General features: G+C 57.5%; 21 protein-coding genes and 1 pseudogene. 5 read left to right on the top strand and 17 right to left on the bottom strand.

The features are described 5' to 3' along the window. The first annotated feature begins 86 nt into the window (after positions 1–86). Positions 87–299 carry a YdgH/BhsA/McbA-like domain containing protein gene (locus ACI2JR_RS20865; protein WP_132728207.1) on the top strand — a complete coding sequence of 71 codons (213 nt, stop codon included), beginning with the start codon at positions 87–89 and terminating at the stop codon, positions 297–299. Positions 300–494: 195 nt separating this feature from the next. Here ACI2JR_RS20865 and crl read toward each other — a convergent pair whose 3' ends face one another. The 3 genes from crl to gpt all read right to left on the bottom strand — a co-directional run bounded on the left by crl (position 495) and on the right by gpt (position 2,760). Continuing rightward, complete coding sequence (crl, locus tag ACI2JR_RS20860) at positions 495–893, bottom strand: sigma factor-binding protein Crl (RefSeq protein WP_132728205.1); 399 nt, start codon at positions 891–893, stop codon at positions 495–497. Between the two features lie 57 nt (positions 894–950). Further along, complete coding sequence (gene frsA / locus ACI2JR_RS20855) at positions 951–2,195, bottom strand: esterase FrsA (RefSeq protein WP_132728203.1); 1,245 nt, start codon at positions 2,193–2,195, stop codon at positions 951–953. Between the two features lie 106 nt (positions 2,196–2,301). Continuing rightward, a complete protein-coding gene (gene gpt, locus ACI2JR_RS20850; RefSeq protein WP_004858267.1) occupies positions 2,302–2,760 on the bottom strand; it encodes a xanthine phosphoribosyltransferase in 459 nt (152 codons plus the stop codon). Positions 2,761–3,017: 257 nt separating this feature from the next. Here gpt and pepD point away from each other — a divergent pair, with 257 nt between their 5' ends. After that, complete coding sequence (gene pepD / locus ACI2JR_RS20845) at positions 3,018–4,475, top strand: cytosol nonspecific dipeptidase (RefSeq protein WP_462479374.1); 1,458 nt, start codon at positions 3,018–3,020, stop codon at positions 4,473–4,475. A 43-nt stretch (positions 4,476–4,518) separates the two neighbouring features. On the opposite strand, the gene ACI2JR_RS20840 is transcribed toward pepD, so the two are convergent. From ACI2JR_RS20840 to ACI2JR_RS20800, 9 genes are all read right to left on the bottom strand, one after another. After that, on the bottom strand, positions 4,519–4,974 hold the full coding sequence (locus tag ACI2JR_RS20840; RefSeq protein WP_462479381.1) for a GNAT family N-acetyltransferase: 456 nt from the start codon (positions 4,972–4,974) through the stop codon (positions 4,519–4,521). A 2-nt stretch (positions 4,975–4,976) separates the two neighbouring features. Continuing rightward, positions 4,977–6,032 carry a DNA polymerase IV gene (dinB, locus tag ACI2JR_RS20835; RefSeq protein ID WP_132728199.1) on the bottom strand — a complete coding sequence of 352 codons (1,056 nt, stop codon included), beginning with the start codon at positions 6,030–6,032 and terminating at the stop codon, positions 4,977–4,979. A gap of 169 nt (positions 6,033–6,201) precedes the next feature. Then, positions 6,202–6,417 (bottom strand): (Na+)-NQR maturation NqrM, encoded by a 216-nt coding sequence (gene nqrM / locus ACI2JR_RS20830; RefSeq protein ID WP_165905690.1) that lies wholly within the window; start codon positions 6,415–6,417, stop codon positions 6,202–6,204. 2 nt (positions 6,418–6,419) lie between these two features. Further along, positions 6,420–7,643 (bottom strand): NADH:ubiquinone reductase (Na(+)-transporting) subunit F, encoded by a 1,224-nt coding sequence (nqrF, locus tag ACI2JR_RS20825; RefSeq protein WP_462479373.1) that lies wholly within the window; start codon positions 7,641–7,643, stop codon positions 6,420–6,422. Between the two features lie 11 nt (positions 7,644–7,654). Next, positions 7,655–8,251, bottom strand: coding sequence for an NADH:ubiquinone reductase (Na(+)-transporting) subunit E (gene nqrE, locus ACI2JR_RS20820; protein WP_123706666.1), 597 nt, complete (start codon positions 8,249–8,251; stop codon positions 7,655–7,657). Between the two features lie 6 nt (positions 8,252–8,257). Continuing rightward, positions 8,258–8,896, bottom strand: coding sequence for an NADH:ubiquinone reductase (Na(+)-transporting) subunit D (locus tag ACI2JR_RS20815; RefSeq protein WP_132728193.1), 639 nt, complete (start codon positions 8,894–8,896; stop codon positions 8,258–8,260). Further along, positions 8,889–9,683: a Na(+)-translocating NADH-quinone reductase subunit C gene (locus ACI2JR_RS20810; RefSeq protein WP_132728192.1), complete on the bottom strand. Its 795-nt coding sequence runs from the start codon at positions 9,681–9,683 to the stop codon at positions 8,889–8,891. The genes ACI2JR_RS20815 and ACI2JR_RS20810 overlap by 8 nt, the downstream gene beginning before the upstream one ends. Then, the gene (locus tag ACI2JR_RS20805) at positions 9,676–10,914 is read right to left on the bottom strand and encodes an NADH:ubiquinone reductase (Na(+)-transporting) subunit B (RefSeq protein WP_462479372.1); all 1,239 of its coding nucleotides are present in this window, start codon (positions 10,912–10,914) and stop codon (positions 9,676–9,678) included. Before ACI2JR_RS20805 ends, ACI2JR_RS20810 begins: the two co-directional genes overlap by 8 nt. A 3-nt stretch (positions 10,915–10,917) precedes the next feature. Further along, positions 10,918–12,261, bottom strand: a complete 1,344-nt coding sequence (locus ACI2JR_RS20800; protein WP_462479371.1) for a Na(+)-translocating NADH-quinone reductase subunit A — start codon at positions 12,259–12,261, stop codon at positions 10,918–10,920. Positions 12,262–12,672: 411 nt separating this feature from the next. On the opposite strand from ACI2JR_RS20800, the gene dpaA reads away from it, so the two are divergent. After that, on the top strand, positions 12,673–13,413 hold the full coding sequence (dpaA, locus tag ACI2JR_RS20795) for a peptidoglycan meso-diaminopimelic acid protein amidase (RefSeq protein WP_462479370.1): 741 nt from the start codon (positions 12,673–12,675) through the stop codon (positions 13,411–13,413). Here dpaA and ACI2JR_RS20790 read toward each other — a convergent pair. Further along, positions 13,384–14,151: a class II glutamine amidotransferase gene (locus tag ACI2JR_RS20790; RefSeq protein ID WP_132728184.1), complete on the bottom strand. Its 768-nt coding sequence runs from the start codon at positions 14,149–14,151 to the stop codon at positions 13,384–13,386. The genes dpaA and ACI2JR_RS20790 overlap by 30 nt on opposite strands. Before the next feature lie 144 nt (positions 14,152–14,295). Then, the gene (gene lpcA / locus ACI2JR_RS20785; RefSeq protein ID WP_132728182.1) at positions 14,296–14,877 is read right to left on the bottom strand and encodes a D-sedoheptulose 7-phosphate isomerase; all 582 of its coding nucleotides are present in this window, start codon (positions 14,875–14,877) and stop codon (positions 14,296–14,298) included. Positions 14,878–15,115: 238 nt separating this feature from the next. On the opposite strand from lpcA, the gene fadE reads away from it, so the two are divergent. Continuing rightward, positions 15,116–17,560 (top strand): acyl-CoA dehydrogenase FadE, encoded by a 2,445-nt coding sequence (gene fadE, locus ACI2JR_RS20780; protein WP_132728180.1) that lies wholly within the window; start codon positions 15,116–15,118, stop codon positions 17,558–17,560. Between the two features lie 181 nt (positions 17,561–17,741). Continuing rightward, entirely contained in the window at positions 17,742–18,512 is a 771-nt protein-coding gene (locus ACI2JR_RS20775; RefSeq protein WP_132728988.1) for an amidohydrolase, read from the top strand. A gap of 51 nt (positions 18,513–18,563) precedes the next feature. Here ACI2JR_RS20775 and ACI2JR_RS20770 read toward each other — a convergent pair whose 3' ends face one another. The 3 genes and pseudogenes from ACI2JR_RS20770 to ACI2JR_RS20760 form a co-directional block, all read right to left on the bottom strand. After that, positions 18,564–20,165 carry a gamma-glutamyltransferase family protein gene (locus tag ACI2JR_RS20770; RefSeq protein ID WP_132728171.1) on the bottom strand — a complete coding sequence of 534 codons (1,602 nt, stop codon included), beginning with the start codon at positions 20,163–20,165 and terminating at the stop codon, positions 18,564–18,566. A 9-nt stretch (positions 20,166–20,174) separates the two neighbouring features. Next, positions 20,175–21,050, bottom strand: a pseudogene (locus tag ACI2JR_RS20765) (ABC transporter permease). A gap of 2 nt (positions 21,051–21,052) precedes the next feature. Then, on the bottom strand, positions 21,053–21,994 hold the full coding sequence (locus ACI2JR_RS20760; RefSeq protein WP_462479369.1) for an ABC transporter permease: 942 nt from the start codon (positions 21,992–21,994) through the stop codon (positions 21,053–21,055). Positions 21,995–21,997: the final 3 nt, after the last annotated feature.

Genomic DNA, 21,997 nt, shown 5'->3' with positions numbered 1-21,997 from the left:
GCCGGCGGCTGCGCTTTACTATTTACGACATCAGGCAGTTCCACCGTAAAGGAGTGCCTTACATCACCAATGACAGGATAATGAACATGAAAACGATGACCGCTTTTCTTGCCGCAAGCGTACTTTCCCTGCTCGCCTTTGGCGCTTCCGCGCAGACCGTGACGGCCACAGGCAATACTCTGGATTCCGCAGAAGCGGCAATTGCCAAAAAAGCGAAAGAGCTGAATGCCACCGAGTATAAAATCACCAGCGCCCGGATGGGGAATAAAGTGATGATGAGCGCAGAGCTCGATAAATAAGCTGGCCGTATCCGCGGCCCGTCTTAACAATGTTGCCGCCGCAAGCAGCCAACATTGTCACGACGTGGTCTGGTAAAAAGCGCTCTCAGGGGAAGCGGTTTTTCTTCCCCTGACCCGTTCACCGGATGTTGCCATCACCGCCGCCGATGAACGACATATCGCCCGGCAGGGGTAACCGGACGGATAGGGCAGATATCAGGCCCGCAGCCTGATGGGTTCACTAAAGTCGTCGGCGGGTTCCAGCTTCAGGCTGAATGTCGCCAGCAGCGCGTTAGCTCGTTCGCGGAAATCACGCAGCGTTTTTTCCAGTTTCTCGCTCACTTCAGGGTCGTCGATAGCGACCGGTCGCCAGACCCCTTCTTTATCGAACAAACCAAACTGATAGCTGTAAGTAAAGCGTGATTCCTGCGCTTCCATCTCCATCCACCATCCCCAGAACTCCCGTTTTTCCGGCGCCGGTTTGACATTGACGCAGACTGCCAGGCAATCGAAAAAGAAGCGGTTGTCTTCACACTGCTCTTCGCGAATATAGGGGCCAAGAGCCGTGAATTTCTTAATCAGCTTACTCTTCAGGTGTCCACTCGGTAACGTCATTGCGATCTCCTTTAGTGATGCAACTGTTTTACCAAATCAATAAAATTTAGCAATATATTAACTAAATCTATGGTTGATCCAGCGGGCAATCTGTCGCAATGCGTGATCGAAATTGCGATAAATGGGCTTAAATGGGATCTCCAGCAGTTTGCCATCGGCAGATGACGAGGTGATTAAACGAGACTCCTCTTCCGGGCTGAAAGGATCGTTTTTCCAGAAGCCGGATAGCATCGGCGTCGGGCAGCGGCGCCCCAGAAGCCCCTGGGTTTTTAATGAATAGCGGTTCAGTTCGACGCGCAGCGCCTCGTCGGAAGCATCATGCATCCCCAGGCGCGACGCCAGAACGTCGAGATACATTTCCGGAACCCGGCCCTGATGCAGCGGATCCACCAGCAGGTTGTGCACCACCGGACCGAGACAGGCCACCGCTTTTAAACGCTGTGGCTCCAGATAGCCCAGACGCACGGCGATATTGGCGCCAAAACGGAAACCAAAGGTCGCCACCCGGGTATGATCGACCCACGGGACGTTCGGTAAATGCCTCAGCACATGTTGATGCAGCTGGCTGGTTTCCTGGGTTAGCTTCCATTTCGACGAGAGGCCGATCGAGGGCATATCCAGAGTCAACATGGCGATCCCCAGCGGCGCGAAGTAGTTCTCATACAGGCTGTAGTTGTCCGTCTGCAGCGCATCCAGGCCGCCGCACATCAGCACCACCGGGAACGGGCCTTCACCTTTCGGCATATGTAAAAAACCGGTCACCGGCGCACCGCCGGGAATCGGGAACTCCAGCTCGCGCAGTTCGCCCGGCAGGCGTCGGGCCGCCTCTTCATACGCGCGATAGGCCAGCACCTGCGCCTGTTCGGCCAGCTCATCACCTTTAATATGCGGGTAGGCGGCAATACTGTAGAGGTTCGACGCCCGCAGCCAGTGACGACCGCTCGCTATCGGATCGTCTTCCTGGCCGGCCTTCTGCTGCCAGGCCATCGCCTGCTTAGACCATTCAAAAATCCAGTTGCCGCCGCGATACCCCACCACGGTGTCGTAAAGTTCCGGATCCGTACGCTCCGCATCGCTCATGACAATGCGTGCCTGCACGTCAAGGATCTCCTGCGGCGACACGCCGCGCCAGGCCCACATCAGACGATTGATCAAGCGATACCAGTGGTCGACGTTGCTACCGTCGAGCGCAGAGTGGATCGGCTGTGGCGCACCGGAGGCAAACCGGCGCACCAGCGTCGAGGTTTCGGGATGTTTGAATCGAGGTTTAAACAGCGTTTCGCTAAGGTTAGCCTGGGACATGTGCAGCCTCCATCATGTTGCCACTCAGGCTATTGTAACCTGCATACGGGTAAAAAAAACCACGCCCGGCATAACCGGGCGTGGTAAATAGCACTGACCTTATCAATTAACGACCTGAGATCGGCGGTACGAACACCACGCCCATATCCCACGGTTGTTCAATCCAGGTATCCTGAGGAATATCAACAACATAATCATCAACCAGCGGGCGACCCGCCGGTTTAGCGAAAATGGTGACAAAATGTGCTTTTGGGTACATTTCGCGAATAGCGACGGCGGTACCGCCGGTGTCGACCAGGTCATCGATCACGATGAAGCCTTCACCATCACCTTCAGCACGTTTCAGGACGGTCAGCTCGCGCTGGTTGTCATGGTCGTAGCTGGAGATGCAAACGGTATCAACATGACGAATACCCAGTTCACGCGCCAGCAATGCGCCCGGCACCAGACCGCCGCGGCTCACGGCAATAATGCCTTTCCATTGTTCAGAAGGCATCAGACGATTGGCCAGTTTGCGGGCGTGAATCTGCAACATGTCCCAGGTGACGACGTATTTTTCGCTCATGTGAAGTGTCCCAGCCTGTGTTATACGGCTTAAATGATGTTCGAGGGGGAAAATGGTTGCGCGAGATTATAGAGATCTGACGCGCTAAAAACCAGTGTTAAGCGGCCATAGCGACGCTTTTTGCGTTGTTTACACTACCAGTCCGCGTGGAAAGTGGTATTCTCAACCCCACTGCGCAAGCCTGCGCTTGTGGTACTTTTTATTGCTAACCCTCGACCTGTAAAAGACTTTTGCAGGCGATCGTAAGGAGACTCATCGTGTCTGAATTGTCTCAATTATCCCCGCAACCGCTATGGGATATTTTTGCCAAAATCTGCTCCATTCCCCATCCGTCCTATCACGAAGAACAACTCGCTGAACACATCATGGGCTGGGCAAAAGAAAAAGGGTTACACGCAGAACGCGACCAGGTTGGCAACATTCTGATTCGTAAGGCCGCCACTGCCGGTATGGAAAACCGTAAACCGGTTGTTCTGCAGGCGCACCTCGACATGGTTCCGCAGAAAAACAACGATACCGTGCATGACTTTACCAAAGATCCGATCCAGCCATACATCGACGGCGAGTGGGTCAAAGCGCGCGGTACCACCCTCGGTGCGGATAACGGCATCGGTATGGCTTCCGCACTGGCGGTGCTGGCCGATGACAGCGTGGTTCACGGTCCGCTGGAAGTGCTGCTGACCATGACCGAAGAAGCCGGTATGGACGGCGCATTTGGTCTGCAGGCGAACTGGCTGCAGGCCGATATCCTGATTAATACCGACTCTGAAGAAGAGGGCGAAATCTATATGGGTTGCGCCGGCGGTATCGACTTTACCTCAAACCTCGCCCTGAGCCGTGAAGCGCTCCCGGCGGATTTCCAGAGCTTTAAGCTGACCTTAAAAGGGCTGAAAGGCGGCCACTCCGGTGGTGAAATCCACGTGGGTCTGGGCAACGCCAACAAGCTGCTGGCCCGTTTGCTGGCAGATTATGCCCAGGAGCTGGATCTGCGTCTGGTGGATTTCAACGGCGGCACCCTGCGCAACGCGATTCCGCGTGAAGCGTTCGCCACCATCGCCGTCGCGGCTGATAAAGTCGATGCGCTGAAAGCGCGGGTCAATGCCTTCCAGGAAATTCTGAAAAACGAACTGGCGGCAAAAGAGAAGAACCTGCTGCTGCTGCTGGATGCCGCCGCCAATGACAAAGCGGCGCTGACGGCGCAATCCCGCGACAGCTTCGTGCGTCTGCTGAACGCCACGCCAAACGGCGTGATCCGCAACTCTGACGTGGCCAAAGGGGTGGTTGAAACCTCCCTGAACGTTGGCGTCGTCACCATGACCGATGACAATGTCCAGATTCACTGCCTGATCCGTTCGCTGATCGACAGCGGTAAAGACTATGTTGTTAGCATGCTGGATTCACTGGGTAAACTGGCGGGCGCGAAAACCGAAGCCAAAGGCGCATACCCCGGCTGGCAGCCGGATGCGAACTCACCGGTGATGCATCTGGTGCGTGAAACCTACCAGCGTCTGTTCAACAAGACGCCGAATATCCAGATCATTCACGCCGGTCTGGAGTGCGGCCTGTTCAAGAAACCGTATCCGAATATGGATATGGTCTCCATCGGGCCAACCATTACCGGCCCGCACTCCCCGGATGAGCAGGTGCATATCGAGAGCGTTGGCCAGTACTGGACGCTGCTGACTGAACTGCTGAAAGCTATTCCGGCGAAGTAAGCTCCTGCCAGAAAAGAGAGCCCGGGTGGCGGCGCGTTGCGCCTTATCCGGGCCCTCTCACCTTCGCCATCAGATAATTGATAAACCTCTCGCCACGGGCTTCCACCTGCTGTTCTTCCACCACCCTGAAACCATGACGCTCAAAGCACGGTTTCGCCGTGATACTGGCCTCAACCGTTAGCGTCCCCTGCGGTATCTGCACAAACAGTTCCCTGAGCAGCGCGCTGGCCACGCCACGACGGCCGTAGTCCGGCGCGACAAACAGTAAGTCGATATGGCAGCCCACGGCGGTAATAAACCCAACGACCTGCTGGTCAAGCACCGCCACTCCTATCCAGGAGTGCTGTATTTTTTGCCGCCAGCGCGCCTCATCGACCTGCGCCCAGGCGGCAATTTGCGCCGGAGAATAATCGTGGCAGGCGGTCTCCCGGACCGCGCGTAGAAAAATGGTGACCAGGGCAGAAAAGTCGTCAGCCCGGTATGGCCTGATAATCGGCATCGTCATAATCCCAGTACCAGCTGCCGCTCCAGCTGGGGATCGAGCAACGTCACATGTAGCCCCACCAGCCGCACGCCGCGGCCGCCCCGCCGTTCATGCCAGGCTTTGCAGGCAGTGGCGAGCAAATCATCTTTATTCAGCCGCGGCCAGACGTGTTCCTGAGTGGTCTGCTGAAAATCATTGAATTTCAGTTTTACGCCCTGGCGGGCAATCAGCAGATCCGGCTTGACCTTCACCAGCCGTCTCTCCAGCTCCTGATACAGGTTCTCGATAATCGCCTCACACTCGGCCCATTCGTGGATATCCGCCACCAGCGTACGCTCGACGCCAAGTGATTTACGCTGCCGCGTATTGTTGATTTCCCGCTCATCGATCCCCTGACTGCGCTCCCATAAGATCCGGCCAAATTTACCAAAGCGGCGGAGCAGCATCGCCAGATCGCTTTTCTGCACATCCTCGCAGGTACGCAATCCCATATTTTCCAGTTTTGCGGCAGAAACTTTGCCCACGCCGGGGATCTTTGCCAGCGGCAGCGTTTTCACAAATTCCGCCACCTGGTGCGGCGCAATCACAAACTGGCCGTTGGGTTTATTCATATCGGAGGCAATTTTCGCCAGAAACTTTACCGGGGCGATACCGGCAGAGGCGGTCAGTTGAAGTTCGTCATAGATCGTCTGGCGGATCTCTTCCGCCATCAGCGTGGCTGAACCTTGACAGTGTACGCTGTCGCTGACGTCAAGAAACGCCTCATCCAGCGACAGCGGTTCAATCAGCGAGGTATAGCGCGAGAAAATTTCCCGGATATGGGACGACGCCTCTTTATAGGCGTCAAAGCGCCCGGGAAGCAGCGTCAGATGCGGACAAAGTTTAAGCGCCATCGCGGTTGGCATCGCGCTGCGCACGCCAAACTGACGCGCCGGATAGTTGGCGGTGCTGATCACGCCTCGCTGCACCCGGCTACCGCCGATGGCGATGGGGATATCCCGCAGCGCCGGATTGTCACGCATCTCGACCGCCGCGAAGAAGCAGTCCATATCGACATGGATGATTTTACGCATAGTTAGCCCTCACCTACCACTGGACAAGTATACAGCACAACTCTGTCAGATGAGAAGAGAGCGACCCCGGCTCGGCGTAGGGTCCTTTTTTGTTACGTGGAAAATAAGAGGGGACAGGAGATATCGCCCGGCGCCGCTGCTCTCGACCGGGCGACAGAAGGAGGCGTAATCAGAGGATCCGCCTCTGCTGGCGCTGCGCTTCGCGGGCCATGCGTTTTTTCCGCGCATCGCACGGCTCAGGACAATCACAGATCTTTTCCAGCCCGAGCGCGGCAATCCCGCCGCAGCTGCCCTGGATGCTTTTGCGTCTAACCAGATACCCCAGAGACATACCCAGGATCACCAGCGCGAAAATAACAAAGGTTGCCACGAACACCGTCAACATCATCAACCTCCAAAGTCATCCAGCATGATGTTTTCATCCTCGACGCCAAGCTCTTTCAGCATTTTAATAACTGCCGCGTTCATCACCGGCGGCCCGCACATATAAAACTCGCAGTCCTCCGGCGCCGGGTGATCGCGCAGATAGTTCTCATACAACACGTTGTGAATGAAGCCGGTGTGACCGGTCCAGCCATCTTCCGGCTGCGGATCGGAAAGCGCCACATGGAAGGTAAAGTTCGGATTTTCACGGGCCAGCTGGGCAAACTCATCGTCGTAGAACATCTCGCGCAGCGAACGCGCGCCGTACCAGAAGCTGATTTTACGCGTGCTGTGCAGGCGCATGAGCTGATCGAAAATATGCGAACGCATCGGCGCCATACCGGCTCCGCCGCCGATAAAGACCATTTCCGCTTCGGTATCTTTGGCAAAGAACTCGCCGAACGGCCCGGAAATCGTCACCTTATCGCCGGCTTTCAGCGACCAGATATACGAGGACATGATCCCCGGCGGGGCGTCCGGCACTTGCGGCGGCGGCGTGGCGATACGCACGTTGAGCATAATGATGCCCTTCTCATCCGGGTAGTTAGCCATCGAGTAGGCACGCAGCGTTGGCTCTTTAACCTCGGAAACATAGCGGAAGAGGTTAAATTTATCCCAGTCCGCGCGATACTCGTCCGGCACGTCGAAGTCAGCATACGCCACCTTGTGCGACGGACACTCGATCTGGATATAGCCCCCGGCGCGGAACGGTACGGCTTCGCCGTCCGGCACGCGCAGCTTCAGCTCTTTAATGAACGTCGCTTTGTTATCATTGGAGATAACTTCGCACTGCCATTTTTTCACGCCGAAGATCTCTTCCGGCAGTTCGATCTTCATGTTTTGCTTCACCGCGACCTGACAGGCCAGCCGGCAGCCCTCTTTCGCCTCACGTTTGGTAATATGGGAAAGTTCGGTCGGCAGGATATCGCCGCCGCCCTCTTTCACCATCACCCGACACTGGCCGCAGGAACCGCCGCCGCCGCAGGCGGAGGAGACAAAGATCCCGTTGCTGGATAGCGTATTCAGCAACTTATCGCCCGCTGGCGTGTGGATCTGTTTATCCGCCTCGTTATTGATTTCAATGACCACGTCACCGGCGTTGACCAGCTTCGAGCGCGCCGCCAGGATCAACCCTGACAGTACCAGCACGATCAGCGTGAACATGACGACGCCAAGAATAATTTCCATACTTTCCGCCCTTATAGCTGCACACCGGAGAATGACATAAAGCCCAGCGCCATCAGACCCGTGGTAATAAAGGTGATCCCTAACCCGCGCAGACCGGCGGGCACATTGGCGTATTTCATTTTTTCACGGATCCCCGCCATCGCCACAATCGCCAGCATCCAGCCGATACCAGAGCCGAAGCCATACACGATGGACTCCGGGAAGTTATAGTCACGCTGCACCATGAAGGAGACGCCGCCAAAAATCGCGCAGTTCACGGCGATCAGCGGCAGGAAAATCCCCAGCGCGTTGTATAACGCCGGGAAATATTTATCGAGGATCATCTCGAGGATCTGCACCAGGGCCGCAATAACGCCGATAAAGGTAATAAAGTTAAGGAAGCTTAAATCGACGCCTTCCACCAGCGCCCCGTCACGCAGCACCAGGTTATAGACCAGGTTATTGATAGGCACCGACAAACCCAGCACCACGGTGACCGTCAGGCCGAGGCCAAAGGCGGTCGAGACCTTTTTCGAGACCGCCAGGAAAGTACACATCCCGAGGAAGAAGGCCAGCGCCATGTTTTCCACAAACACCGCGCGCACAAACAGGCTGATGTAATGAGCCATAATCGGTTACTCCTTTTCCTGCTGTTCAGGCTTCCAGCTACGCAGCGCCCAAATCAGCAAACCGATGATAAAGAAGGCGCTCGGCGCCAGCAGGAACAGGCCGTTCGGCTGATACCAGCCGCCGTTTTGCACCGTCTCCAGCACGGTGATGCCAAACAGTTTGCCGCTGCCGATAAGCTCGCGCAGAAAGCCGACCATCATCAGGATTGCGCCATAGCCCAGACCGTTGCCAATACCGTCCATAAAGCTGGCCAGCGGCGGCGACTTCATGGCATACGCTTCGGCGCGCCCCATCACGATACAGTTGGTAATGATAAGCCCGACAAATACCGACAGCTGTTTAGAGGTCTCATAGGCAAAAGCGCGCAGCAGCTGGTCCACCACAATCACCAGCGAAGCAATAATCGCCATCTGGACGATAATGCGCACGCTGTTGGGAATATGGTGACGGATCATAGAGATAAACATACTGGAGAATGCCGTCACCAGCGTCACCGCAATGGTCATCACCAATGCGGTTTCCAGTTTGGTGGTCACCGCCAGGGCCGAACAGACCCCCAGGACCTGCAGCGTGATGGGGTTATTGGCCAGCAGTGGCCCCACCAGCACGCGCTTCATTTCTTTCATATCGCCCAGTTCAGCCATTATTCAGCCCTCCCTCACGAACTTTTTTCAGCAACGGGCCAAACCCCATATCACCCATCCAGAAATCAAAGCTATGCTGCACGCCGTTCGAGGTCAGCGTCGCCCCGGACAGCCCATCAACGGCATGGACATCGCCCGGACGCGCCCTGCCCTTCACCACTTTCAGCGCCGGATGGCCGCGATCGTCAAGCACCTGCTTGCCGACAAACTGCTGACGCCAGTTGGGATTTTCCACCTCCCCACCTAACCCCGGCGTTTCGCCGTGATCGTAGTAGGTAATCCCTTTCACCGTACGACCGTCGGTGTCGAGGGCGACAAAGGCGTACATCACCGACCACAGGCCGTTGCCATAGATGGGCAGCACCACTTCCTGAATCTGCCGCTGCTCATCGCGCACCAGGTAAATTTCGACAATATTACTCCGGCGTTTAATGCCTGCCGGGTCCTGGCTGACATCCAGCGCGATACTTTGCTGTGGGTCTTTCAGCGCCTGCGCCTGGTTGAATTTGCCCGGATCTTTATCCAGCAGTTCGCCGGTGGCTAAATTCACCAGCCGCGGGGAAATACGGGCAGCAAAGACGGAAGCCACCTCATCCGCGCTCATCTCCGGCTGCATCAGCCCGGCAACCGCGAGAATATTGCGTTGTTTATCCAGCGCACGTTGCTCCTGCTGGCGCGACTTCAGACCCACGGCGGACCCGGCGACTACGATGGAGCACACCAGGCAAAGCACCAGCACCACCAGCAGCGTTTTGCCGATGCTATCGTTACTTTTCTTCTCAGCCACGCGACTTCCTCCGCTTAATATTGGCCTGCACCACCAGGTAATCGAACAGCGGCGCAAAGAGATTGGCGAAGAGGATCGCCAGCATCATCCCTTCCGGATAGGCCGGGTTGACCACCCGAATCAGCACGCACATCACGCCGATCAGCAGGCCATAGCTCCATTTCCCTTTATCCGTAAACGATGCAGACACCGGGTCCGTCGCCATAAACATCATGCCGAAGGCAAAACCGCCGAGCACCAGATGCCAGTACCACGGCATGGCGAACATCGGGTTAGTGGCCGAGCCGATGAAATTAAACAGCGTCGCCGTCGCCATCATGCCGATCATCACCCCGGCAACGATGCGCCACGAGGCAATGCGCGCGAAGATAATGATTGCGCCGCCAATCAGGATCATCAGCGTCGAAACCTCGCCGATGGAGCCGGGAATATTGCCAAGGAAAGCCGCCATCCAGCTGACCGGCTGGCCGCTGGTCACATTCACCAACGCCTCGCCGCCGCCGCTTGCCCACTGGGACAGCGGCGTCGCGCCGGAGAAACCCTCCGCGGCGGTCCACACCAGATCGCCGGAAATTTGCGCCGGCCAGGCAAAGAACAGGAAAGCGCGCCCCGCCAGCGCCGGGTTGAGAAAGTTACGCCCGGTCCCGCCGAAAATCTCTTTGGCAATCACCACGCCGAAGGTAATCCCCAGCGCCACCTGCCACAGCGGCAGCGTAGGCGGGACAATCAGCGCGAAGAGAATCGAGGTGACGAAGAAGCCTTCATTGATCTCGTGCTTACGCACGATAGCAAACAGCACTTCCCAGAAGCCGCCGACGATAAAGACGGTCATGTAGATGGGCAGGAAGAACACCGCGCCCAGCGTTATCATGCTGATCCAGCCCGCATCGGCGCTGAAGCTGACTCCCAGCCACTGCGCGAGGCTGTAGTGCCAGTCTGCGGCGATCACCTGCTGCAGCTGCTCTGCGCCGTACAGTTTATGCAGCGCCGGCAGGGTTTGCAGGCCGACGTTATACATCCCCCAGAACATCGCCGGGAAGACGGCAAGCCAGACCAGAATCATCATACGCTTGAGGTCAATAGCATCACGAACGTGAGCGGCGCCGCGCGTCACCTGGCCCGGGGTGTAGAACAGCGTCGCCGTCGCTTCGAACAGCGGGTAGTATTTTTCCAGCTTGCCGCCGTGAGTAAAGTGCGGCTCAAGTTTGTCAAACAGTTGCTTTAAGCCCATCACTTAGCCTTCCTGCTCAATCTGGGTTAACACGCTACGCAGCGCCGGGCCGTATTCATACTTGCCGGGACAGACGTAAGTGCACAGCGCCAGGTCTTCTTCATCCAGTTCCAGGCAGCCCAGCGCCTGCGCGCTATCTCTGTCGCCCGCGAGCAAATCGCGCAGCAGTATGGTGGGCAGAATATCCAGCGGCATTACCCGCTCATAGTTACCAATCGGCACCATGGCACGCTCGCCGCCGTGGGTATCGGTCGAGAAGTTAAACAGCTTGCGCTTGAGGAAGTGGCCCAGCGTGGTGCGGGTAATGGAAAATTTGTCTTTCCCCGGCATCACCCAGCCAAACAGTTCCTTGTCACGCCCCTCTTTGACCACGCTGACCTGCAGATGAAAACGCCCGAGGAAGGCATGAGGCCCCTGCGCACGGCTGCCGCTCAGGACCGAGCCGGAAATGACCCGGTTTTCACCTTCCTGTAGCTCGCCAGCCAGCAGTTCATCAAGGCTAACGCCGCTGCAGGTTTGAATCAGCCGCGGCTCTTTAACCTGCGGGCCGCCGAGCGCGATCACCCGTTCGCTACACAGTTCCCCGTCGAGGAACAGCCGGCCGATGGCGATAACATCCTGATAGTTAAGGTGCCAGACCTGTTTGCTGAGGCTGACGGGCTCAAGAAAATGAATGTGAGTGCCCACCAGCCCGGCAGGATGCGGCCCGGCGAACTGGTTAAAGGTCACCTGCCCTGACGGGTGACCGCCCAGCTTACCGCCGCTGGCCTGGCAGACATGAACTTTGCCCGCCGTCAGGCGGGTCAGTATGGTGAGGCCGGCGTCGAAGGCCTCGCGCCGGGCGCGAATCAGCGGCTGAGGATCCGCCGCCAGCGGCTGGGTATCGATGGCGGTAACGAATATCGCCGCCGGCACGCTGCCTAGCGCCGGGGTTTTACTGAACGGGCGAGTACGCAACGCCGTCCACTGACCGGATTCCAGCAGCTGTTGCTGGACGGTTTCCCGCGCCAGCCCCGCCAGCTCGTCGGGCGCATAGCGGGAGAACTGCACGGCCTCGTCGCCGTCGACATCAATCACCACCGATTGCAGAACCCGACGTTCGCCGCGATGGATAGCGCTAATGACCCCGGCGGCAGGCGCGGTAAAGCGGACGCCAGGGTTCTTTTTATCTTCGAACAGGGTTTGCCCTTTTTGCACCCGGTCGCCTTCGCGGACCGCCATTGAGGGGCGCATACCGACATACTCTTCGCCCAACAGCGCGACGCGTTTAACCGCGACGTTCAAAGTGATCTGCTGTGATGGCATGCCAGCTATGGGCAAATTCAGCCCTTTCGTGATTTTAATCATATCGTTAGCAGGTATCCGTAACCTAAACCCCGGCATCAGGCCGAGGCCAGCAACATTGATGGGAAATCAGAGAAAAAGGAAAAGCGAGGTCCTGGTGATTCACCAGACGGGAGAGAAGCATCCTTTCTTACCCTGATCATTTAGCGGCGTAAGTGTAACATTTCGTAAGCGGAGGCTATAGGTAAACCACGATTAACTCGCTATAAAATGAGACATGTTGCGCAAAGTTCTCACTGCACTTTGACGCCAGATTGGTTATAAAGGAAAACTAAATTGTAAACGCGGTGCGGCCGCGCTTGCGAAAAACTGCCGTGATGCTAATGTGAGCGCTCTAAATCCAGAAAAGTCTGATTTCGGGTATCTCTTGCCGTCCTGGCAATGTGGTTTTTGATTTATCAAGGAACAAGCAGTATGCGCAAAATCGCATTCTTTATTGCGATGCTTCTGTTGCCGTGCGTTTCATTTGCTGGGCTACTCAGCAATAACGGCCCGACGACGCCGGTTAGCAAAGAATATAAGCAACAATTAATGGGTTCCCCGGTTTACATTGAGATCTTCAAAGAAGAGCGCATGCTCGATCTTTACGTCAAAATGGGCGAAACCTGGCAACTTCTCGACAGCTACCGGATCTGTAACTACTCCGGCGGCCTCGGACCGAAACAGCGTCAGGGCGACTTCAAAAGTCCGGAAGGGTTTTATAACGTGACGCGCAATCAGCTAAAGCCTGACAGCCGTTTCTATAAAGCCATTAATATCGGCTTCCCGAATGCTTACGACCGCGCGCATGGTTATGAAGGTAAATACCTGATGATTCACGGCGCCTGCGTATCCATCGGCTGCTATGCGATGACCGATACCGGCATCGATGAGATTTTCCAGTTTGTCACCGGCGCGTTAGTGTTCGGCCAGCCCAACGTGCAGGTCAGCATCTATCCCTTCCGCATGACCGATGCCAATATGGAACGCCACAAGTACTCTTACTATGCGGATTTCTGGAAACAGCTGAAGCCCGGCTACGACTATTTCCAGCAAACCCACAAGCCGCCTGTTGTCTCGGTGATGGATGGCCGTTACGTGGTGAGCAAACCGCTCAGCCATGAAGTTATTCAGCCGCAGCTGGCGTCAAACTACACGGTCCCCCAGGCAAAATAGCGCCCACTCACCTGGCATAATCTTATTCCAGGTCTCATTGCCGGTCAGCGGCTGAGTGGCGATAACGGTGACCACATCATCAGGTGTGGTCTCTCGTTGAAAGTCGATTTCCACATCCTGATCCAGCAGCGTTGCCACGCCAAACGGCGCCCGGCGCGTAATCCAGTGCAGGTTCGTCGAGCAAAACGCCATCACATAGCGCCCGTCCGACAGCAGCATATTGAACACGCCTTTTTCCCGCAGCTCACCCGCCAGCGTCGCGATAAACCTGAACACGTCCACCATATCGTCCGGCGTGCCCGCATAGCGCTCGGTCAGGCAGTGCAGGATCCAGCAGAAGACTTTTTCGCTGTCGGTCTCGCCGATCGGCTGAAGATTCCCCGTCTCCAGAGACTCATAGCCTTCCAGCTGACCGTTATGCGCGTAGGTCCAGTTGCGCCCCCACAGTTCACGGGTAAACGGATGGGTATTTTCCAGGGCGACGATACCGCGGTTAGCCTGGCGAATATGGGCGATGACCGAGCACGATTTGATCGGGTAGTCCTGTACCAGCTTCGCTATTGGCGACTGAAAACTGGGCTGGGGATCTTTGAATGTGCGACAGCCTTTACCTTCATAAAAGGTAATGCCCCAACCGTCTTTATGGGGACCGGTTCCTCCACCGCGCTGGACCAGCCCGGTAAAGCTAAAGCAAATATCTGTTGGCACATTCGCGCTCATCCCGAGCAATTCGCACATACATCACCTCACACCACTCAGCTTAAACACAAAAGGCGTTATTACCGCCGCCGCTCTGAACACGGCCAGCGCGCAACAACCGTAGCGAATGTACGCGAGGGTTTGCGCGCTGGCCCGGTGCAAAATGGCAAACAGAGTCGCCTTTTAAGCCTTCACCATCTCTTTTTCGATCAGCATAATCAGAATATGAATCACTTTAATGTGAATTTCCTGAATGCGGTCGGCATAACCAAAATGCGGCACGCGGATTTCAACATCGGCGGATCCCGCCATTTTACCGCCATCTTTACCGGTCAGGGTAATCACTTTCATCCCCTGCGCACGGGCAGCGTCAATCGCTTTAATCACGTTACCGGAGTTGCCGGAAGTGGAGATCCCCAGCAGCACATCGCCGGCGCGACCGACGGACTCGACGTAGCGGGAAAAGACGTACTCGTAACCAAAATCGTTACTGACGCAGGACAGGTGGCTGACATCTGAAATCGCAATCGCCGGATAGCCGGGACGATTCTCACGATAGCGCCCGGTCAGTTCTTCCGCAAAGTGCATCGCATCGCAGTGGGAACCGCCGTTGCCGCAGGAGAGGACTTTGCCACCGGCCTTAAAGCTATCTGCCAGCAGCACCGCGGCACGCTGGATGGCGTGAATATTGGCTTCGTCCTGCAGAAAGTTAGCCAGCGTTTCCGCCGCTTCGTTCAGTTCGTTACGAATAAGATCCTGGTACATGAGGATAATCCTTCAGTATTGGTGGAATAACCCTGGCAGTGTACCGGATAGCCGCCGGGGCGAGAAGCAGCAGGCGCGCTTATCCGCCGGGGTTTTGATTTTACGTGCCGCTTTTACGTACAACAATGTGAGCAAGGTTGTAATTATTTTGTAAACACATTGCTAAAACAAATTACATCCACTACAACCATATCATCACAAGTGGTCAGACCTCCTACAAGACAGGGAGCATTTCTCTATGATGATTTTGAGTATTGTTGCAACCGTTGTTCTGCTCGGTGCACTCTTCTATCACCGAATCAATCTCCTGCTCAGCAGTGCGATTTTACTCGCCTGGACCGCCGCGCTTAGCGTGGCCGGGCTGTGGAATATCTGGCTGCTGGTACCGCTGGCGATTATCCTGCTGCCGTTTAACTTCGCGCCGATGCGTAAGTCGATGATGTCGGCACCGGCATTTCGCGCGTTTCGCAAAGTGATGCCACCGATGTCGCGCACCGAAAAAGAAGCGATTGACGCGGGCACCACCTGGTGGGAAGGCGATCTGTTCCGCGGTAACCCGGACTGGCAAAAGCTGCATAACTATCCACAGCCGCGCCTGACCGCCGAAGAACAGGCGTTCATCGACGGCCCGGTAGAAGAAGCCTGCCGCATGGCTAACGACTTTGAAATTACCCATGAGATGGCCGATCTGCCGCCGGAACTGTGGGCGTATCTGAAAGAGCATCGCTTCTTTGCGATGATCATTAAGAAAGAGTACGGCGGCCTCGAGTTCTCCGCTTACGCTCAGTCCCGCGTGCTGCAAAAGCTCTCCGGCGTTTCCGGCATTCTGGCGATCACCGTCGGCGTACCGAACTCTTTAGGCCCGGGCGAACTGCTGCAACATTACGGTACTGAAGAACAGAAAAATCACTATCTGCCGCGTCTGGCCCGTGGCCAGGAAATTCCATGCTTTGCCCTGACCAGCCCGGAAGCGGGTTCAGATGCCGGCGCGATTCCGGATACCGGCGTCGTCTGCATGGGCGAATGGCAAGGCGAGCAGGTACTGGGCATGCGCCTGACCTGGAACAAACGCTACATTACCCTGGCTCCTGTCGCGACCGTGCTGGGACTGGCCTTTAAACTCTCTGACCCGGATCGTCTGCTGGGCGGGGAAGAAGAGCTGGGAATTACCTGCGCGCTGATCCCAACCACCACGCCCGGCGTGGAGATTGGCCGTCGCCACTTCCCGCTGAACGTCCCGTTCCAGAACGGACCAACGCAGGGTAAAGACATTTTCGTACCGATCGATTACATCATCGGCGGCCCGACGATGGCCGGTCAGGGTTGGCGGATGCTGGTAGAATGCCTCTCCGTGGGCCGCGGTATCACCCTGCCGTCTAACGCCACCGGCGGGCTGAAATCCGTGGCGATGGCGACCGGCGCTTATGCCCACATTCGCCGGCAGTTCAAAATTTCTATCGGTAAAATGGAAGGTATCGAAGAGCCCCTGGCACGCATCGCCGGTAACGCGTATGTCATGGATGCCGCCGCTTCGCTGATTACTTACGGGATCATGCTGGGAGAAAAACCGGCGGTGCTGTCGGCTATCGTGAAATACCACTGTACCCACCGCGGCCAGCGTTCAATTATTGACGCCATGGATATCACCGGCGGTAAAGGCATTATGCTCGGTGAAGGTAACTTCCTCGCCCGCGCCTATCAGGGTGCGCCGATCGCCATCACCGTGGAAGGAGCCAACATCCTGACCCGCAGTATGATGATCTTCGGTCAGGGGGCGATTCGTTGCCATCCGTACGTACTTGATGAGATGGCCGCCGCGCAGAACAACGATGTGGACGCGTTCGACAAGCTGCTGTTTAAGCATATCGGCCACGTCGGTAGCAATAAAGTGCGCAGCTTCTGGCTGGGCCTGACCCACGGCCTGACCAGCAGTACGCCGACCCGCGACAGCACTCGCCGCTACTATCAGCACATGAATCGTCTGAGCGCGAACCTGGCGCTGCTGTCCGACGTCGCCATGGCGGTGCTGGGCGGCAGCCTGAAGCGTCGCGAGCGGATTTCCGCCCGTCTCGGCGATGTCCTGAGCCAGCTCTATCTCGCCTCGGCGGTACTGAAGCGCTATGACGATGAAGGGCGCAATGAAGCCGACCTTCCACTGGTTCATTGGGGGGTTCAGGATGCGTTGTATCAGGCGGAGCAGGCGATCGACGATCTACTGAAAAACTTCCCGAACCGTTTCGTCGCTGGCGTAATGCGCCTCGCCATCTTCCCGACCGGCCGTCACTACAACGCGCCGTCCGATAAGCTGGACCATAAGGTGGCGAAAATCCTGCAGGTGCCGAGCGCCACGCGTTCCCGCATCGGCCGCGGCCAGTATCTGACCCCGAGCGAACATAACCCGGTCGGTCTGCTGGAAGAGGCGCTGCTTGATGTCATGGCGGCCGACCCGATCCACCAGCGTATCTGCAAAGAGCTGGGTAAAAACCTGCCGTTTACCCGCCTGGATGAACTGGCGCGTAACGCCCTGACCAAAGGTTTAATCAATCAGGATGAGGCCACGATCCTCACCCGCGCGGAAACCAGTCGCCTGCGCAGTATTAACGTGGATGATTTCGCGCCGGATGAGCTGGCGACCAAACCGGTAAAGTTGCCGGAGAAAGTCCGCAAGATTGAAGCGGCCTGAATCATAAATTAATCACATCACGATCGGGGCGGGGGTTTTCCCCCGCCTTTTTTTAGCTCCGTCACCGGCGGACGCATCACCAGCATTAGCATTTTTTTAACAAAATATTCCTCTCACCATCCTGCGGCTGATATGGTATTAAAATAATGATAACGCCCTAATGATACTGGAGTTCACCACCGTGCCTGGCCTGAAAATTACGTTGCTGCAACAACCTCTGGTGTGGATGGACGGTCCCGCCAACCTACGCCATTTCGATCGTCAACTGGAAGGTATTACCGGGCGTGACCTGATTGTTTTACCGGAAATGTTCACCACCGGCTTCGCTATGGAAGCGGCAAAGCAGTCGATGGCGCAGGAAGAGGTCGTTGACTGGATGCGGGCAAAAGCGATGCAAACTCATGCCCTGATCGCCGGTAGCGCCGCGCTGCAAACCGAGCGCGGGCCGGTTAACCGCTTCCTGCTGGTGGATCCCGACGGCGCCACGCGCTTCTATGACAAGCGGCATCTGTTCCGGATGGCCGGAGAACATCATCATTATGAGGCGGGCAGCGAACGGGTTGTTTTTGAGTGGCGCGGCTGGCGGATTCTACCGCTGGTCTGCTATGACCTGCGTTTCCCGGTGTGGTCACGCAACCATAACGACTACGATTTAGCGCTGTACGTGGCCAACTGGCCCGCGCCGCGCTCGCTGCACTGGCAGTCGCTGCTGGTAGCCCGGGCCATTGAAAACCAGGCCTACGTCGCCGGTTGTAACCGCGTCGGCACCGACGGCAACGGCCATCATTATCGCGGCGACAGCCGTATCATCAGCCCACAGGGAGAAATTCTGGCCACCGCCGAGCCCCATCAGGCCACGCGCCTTGATGCCGAGCTGTCGCTGACGGCGCTCACCGAGTATCGCGAGAAATTTCCCGCCTGGCAGGATGCGGATCCTTTTACCCTCGGGTAAAGCGAGATCCAAAAGGGGGCGCTATTCGCCCCCTTTTTACGCCACCAGGATTTAGCTCACCAGCGCCTGCCCGTCCTTGCGGCTTTCGGTCGCGGCGACGTAATGGCCCTCCGGCAGGCGATAAATCGCCTGTGCGCCGCCGAAGTTGTAGTCCTGCAGCGGGTCCTCCACCACAATCTGATGCCCGCGCTCGCGCAGCCCCGCAATCACGTTGCGGCTGAAGGTCGATTCAACCACCACCTCCCGCCCCTGCACCACCCGCCAGCGCGGCGCGTCGATCGCCGCCTGCGGGTTTTGTCCATGCAGCATAATGCGCAGGGCCATCTGCATATGCCCCTGCGCCTGCATCGGACCGCCCATCACGCCAAACGACATCAGCGGCTTGCCATCGCCATCTAACGCAAAACCGGGAATGATGGTATGGAACGGCCGCTTGCCGCCCGCCAGCGCGTTCGGGTGGCCGGGATCGAGCACAAAGCCGCAGCCGCGGTTTTGCAGGCTGATGCCGGTATCAGGGACCACGACCCCGGAGCCAAAGCCCATATAGTTGGACTGAATAAACGACACCATCATTCCGCTGGCGTCGGCCGTCGAGAGATAGACCGTTCCGCTCTGGGTCGGAGAACCGTAGGTAAAATCGGAGGCCTGCTGCGGATCGATCAGCGCGGCGCGGGATTTCAGATACTCGTCGCTTAACAGCGTCCCGGCAGCAAACTCCATATGATCTTCGTCGGCAACGTAGCGATCGAGGTCCGCCAGCGCCAGCTTCATTGCCTCAATCGACAGATGCAGCGACTGTACCGAATCGGGGTCGTAGCGACCGATATCACACTGTTCGAGGATCCCGAGCGCAATCAGGGTGGCGATCCCCTGGCCGTTAGGCGGCAGCTCCTGTACCGAACCGCCGGCAAAATCACGCGACAGCAGTTCAACCCAATCGGCGCGGTGGTTAGCCAGATCGTCCGCCGTCAGATGCGCGCCGTGCTCCCGGGCGAATGCCGCAATCTTCTGCGCCAGCTCGCCGCGATAGAACGCCTCCCCATTGGTTTCGGCGATCAGCGCCAGGGTTTTCGCCTGCGCTGGGTTACGGAAAATCTCGCCGACCCGCGGCGCGCGGCCTTGCGGCGCAAAGCAGGCGCTGAAGCCCGGCTGATCTTTCAGTTTGTTATAGCCCCGCTGCCACAGGTGACCAATCAGCGGCGAAACGGGAAAGCCGTTACGCGCATAGTCAATGGCCGGCTGCGCCAGCGTGGTGAGCGGCAGCGAACCGAAGCGTTCCGCCAGCGCCACCCAGCCGGAAACCGCGCCCGGGACGGTGACCGCATCCCAGCCGATTTCCGGTACCGCGCCTTTGCCGGCGAACAGATCGGCATGCCAGCTGGCGGGAGAGCGCCCGGAGGCATTCAGGCCATGCAATTTTTCACCGTCCCAGATAATGGCAAACGCATCGCTGCCGATACCGCAGCCGGTCGGTTCCACCACGGTGAGAGCCATCGCGGTGGCAATCGCCGCATCAACCGCATTGCCGCCCAGCTGCAGCATCCGCATCCCCGCCTGCGCCGCCAGCGGCTGCGACGTCGCCACGGCGTTGCGCCCCATCATCGGTGGGCGACGTGAAGCATAACCGGTCGAGAAATCAAGCGCTTTTGTCATTATGACTCCTTAGTCATGGCGCGGATCGAGCGCATCGCGCAGCCCGTCGCCGAGTAGATTAAAACCCTGTACCGCCAGGAAAATAGCGACGCCGGGGAACACAGACATCCACGGCGCCTGTTCAAGAAAACCTTTTGCCGTATTGAGCATCGAGCCCCAGGAAGGGTTCGGCGGCTGCTGGCCAAGGCCGAGGAAAGAGAGACTGGCCTCGGCGATAATTGCCGAAGCAATCGCCAGCGTGGCCTGCACCAGAATCGGCGACATCACGTTAGGAAGGACGTAGCGCAGAACGATCCACCGGTCCGGCAGGCCGATGGCCCGCGCGCCGTCGATATACTCTTCGTTACGAATGGCGATCGTCTGGCCGCGGGTCAGACGGGCAAAGATCGGCATCGCCGACAGGCCGATGGCGATCATCGCGTTACTCAGGCTCGGTCCTAAAAATGCGCCGAGGGCGATCGCCATGATCAGAAACGGACAGGCGAGCAGCGCTTCGATAAAGCGTGATATGACGCCGTCCCAGATCCCCTGAAAATAACCCGCCACCAGCCCGAGCGGAACACCGATAACCACCGCGATAAGTACCGACATACAGCCGGCCATCAGCGAGGTGCGCGCTCCCCAGACAATCCGCGAGAGAATATCGCGCCCCAGCTCATCGGTGCCGAACCAGTACATCTCCGATGGTGGCTAACGCACCATCAGAAAATTGGCCTTGACCGGATCGAACGGCGCGATCCACGGCGCCAGGAGCGCAATCAGCACGAAGATGCCGACCACCACCGCGCCGATCACCGCGCTTTTATTGGCGAGAAATTTCTTCAGTACCCGGTTTTGCGCACGCGGCTTGACGAGCGCCACGCTCTGCGTTGTGAATTCCGCCATGGTTAGCCTCGCATTTTCGGGTTAATGAGGACGTAGAGCACATCGGCCAGCAGGTTGAGCATCAGGAAACCGATCGCCACGATCAGCACCACGCCCTGCACCACCGCGTAATCGCGGTTAAACACCGAATCGACGATCATCTTGCCGAAGCCGGGAATGGTGAACACCTGCTCGGTCAGGACCGCGCCGCCCAGCAGCTCGCCAAACAGCAGCGTGGTCAGCGTGATGACCGGCACCAGCGCGTTGCGAAAGGCATGCTTTAAGATCACCGCTTTTGGTAGTAGCCCTTTTGCCCGCGCGGTACGTATATAGTCCGCTTTCAGCACCGCGATCATCGAAGCGCGGGTGTGGCGCATCAGCGTGGCCGCCAGACCGGTCCCCAGCACCGCCGCCGGCAGCAGCAGCGTGCGCAGATTTTGCAGCGGCGCCTCGCTAAACGGTACAAATCCGGAGGCGGGCAGCCATTGCAGATTGACCGAAAAGACCAGGATCAGCAGGATCCCTAACCAAAAATGCGGTATTGAGATCCCCGAGATCGCCACGAAGTTCGCCCCGTGATCGATCCAGCTGTTTTTGTTCACCGCCGCCAGAATCCCCATGCTGATGCCGACGATCAGGGCAATAATCATTGCCAGCAGCGACAGTTCCAGCGTCACCGGCAGCTTGCTGGCGATAAGCTGCGTCACCGGCTCATGAGTACGTAACGAGACGCCGAGATCGCCTTGCAACGCGCGGGTCAGCCAGTGGTAGTACTGCACCGGGATCGGCGCATCGAGGTTTAACTCCGCTCGCAGCTGGGCAATCACTGCCGGATCGCGCTCCTCGCCCGCCATGGCGATCAGCGGGTCGCCGGGCAGCAGTTTCTGTAGCCCAAACACCATCATGCTCACCAGCAGCAGCGTCGGTATCGCGAGCAGCAGCCGTTTGCTAATCAGTTCCAGCATGGT

Origin of the sequence: Klebsiella sp. NPDC088457, from assembly GCF_044900465.1 — a bacterium.
GTDB lineage: Bacteria > Pseudomonadota > Gammaproteobacteria > Enterobacterales > Enterobacteriaceae > Klebsiella.
This window is presented reverse-complemented; position numbering and strand designations above follow the sequence as displayed.

Coding starts and splice junctions, on each gene's coding strand:
- ACI2JR_RS20865 (WP_132728207.1), top strand. CDS start 87: ATGAAAACGATGACCGCTTTTCTTGCCGCAAGCGTACTTTCCCTGCTC.
- crl (WP_132728205.1), bottom strand. CDS start 893: ATGACGTTACCGAGTGGACACCTGAAGAGTAAGCTGATTAAGAAATTC.
- frsA (WP_132728203.1), bottom strand. CDS start 2,195: ATGTCCCAGGCTAACCTTAGCGAAACGCTGTTTAAACCTCGATTCAAA.
- gpt (WP_004858267.1), bottom strand. CDS start 2,760: ATGAGCGAAAAATACGTCGTCACCTGGGACATGTTGCAGATTCACGCC.
- ACI2JR_RS20840 (WP_462479381.1), bottom strand. CDS start 4,974: ATGCCGATTATCAGGCCATACCGGGCTGACGACTTTTCTGCCCTGGTC.
- dinB (WP_132728199.1), bottom strand. CDS start 6,032: ATGCGTAAAATCATCCATGTCGATATGGACTGCTTCTTCGCGGCGGTC.
- nqrM (WP_165905690.1), bottom strand. CDS start 6,417: ATGTTGACGGTGTTCGTGGCAACCTTTGTTATTTTCGCGCTGGTGATC.
- nqrF (WP_462479373.1), bottom strand. CDS start 7,643: ATGGAAATTATTCTTGGCGTCGTCATGTTCACGCTGATCGTGCTGGTA.
- nqrE (WP_123706666.1), bottom strand. CDS start 8,251: ATGGCTCATTACATCAGCCTGTTTGTGCGCGCGGTGTTTGTGGAAAAC.
- ACI2JR_RS20815 (WP_132728193.1), bottom strand. CDS start 8,896: ATGGCTGAACTGGGCGATATGAAAGAAATGAAGCGCGTGCTGGTGGGG.
- ACI2JR_RS20805 (WP_462479372.1), bottom strand. CDS start 10,914: ATGGGCTTAAAGCAACTGTTTGACAAACTTGAGCCGCACTTTACTCAC.
- ACI2JR_RS20800 (WP_462479371.1), bottom strand. CDS start 12,261: ATGATTAAAATCACGAAAGGGCTGAATTTGCCCATAGCTGGCATGCCA.
- dpaA (WP_462479370.1), top strand. CDS start 12,673: ATGCGCAAAATCGCATTCTTTATTGCGATGCTTCTGTTGCCGTGCGTT.
- ACI2JR_RS20790 (WP_132728184.1), bottom strand. CDS start 14,151: ATGTGCGAATTGCTCGGGATGAGCGCGAATGTGCCAACAGATATTTGC.
- lpcA (WP_132728182.1), bottom strand. CDS start 14,877: ATGTACCAGGATCTTATTCGTAACGAACTGAACGAAGCGGCGGAAACG.
- fadE (WP_132728180.1), top strand. CDS start 15,116: ATGATGATTTTGAGTATTGTTGCAACCGTTGTTCTGCTCGGTGCACTC.
- ACI2JR_RS20770 (WP_132728171.1), bottom strand. CDS start 20,165: ATGACAAAAGCGCTTGATTTCTCGACCGGTTATGCTTCACGTCGCCCA.
- ACI2JR_RS20760 (WP_462479369.1), bottom strand. CDS start 21,994: ATGCTGGAACTGATTAGCAAACGGCTGCTGCTCGCGATACCGACGCTG.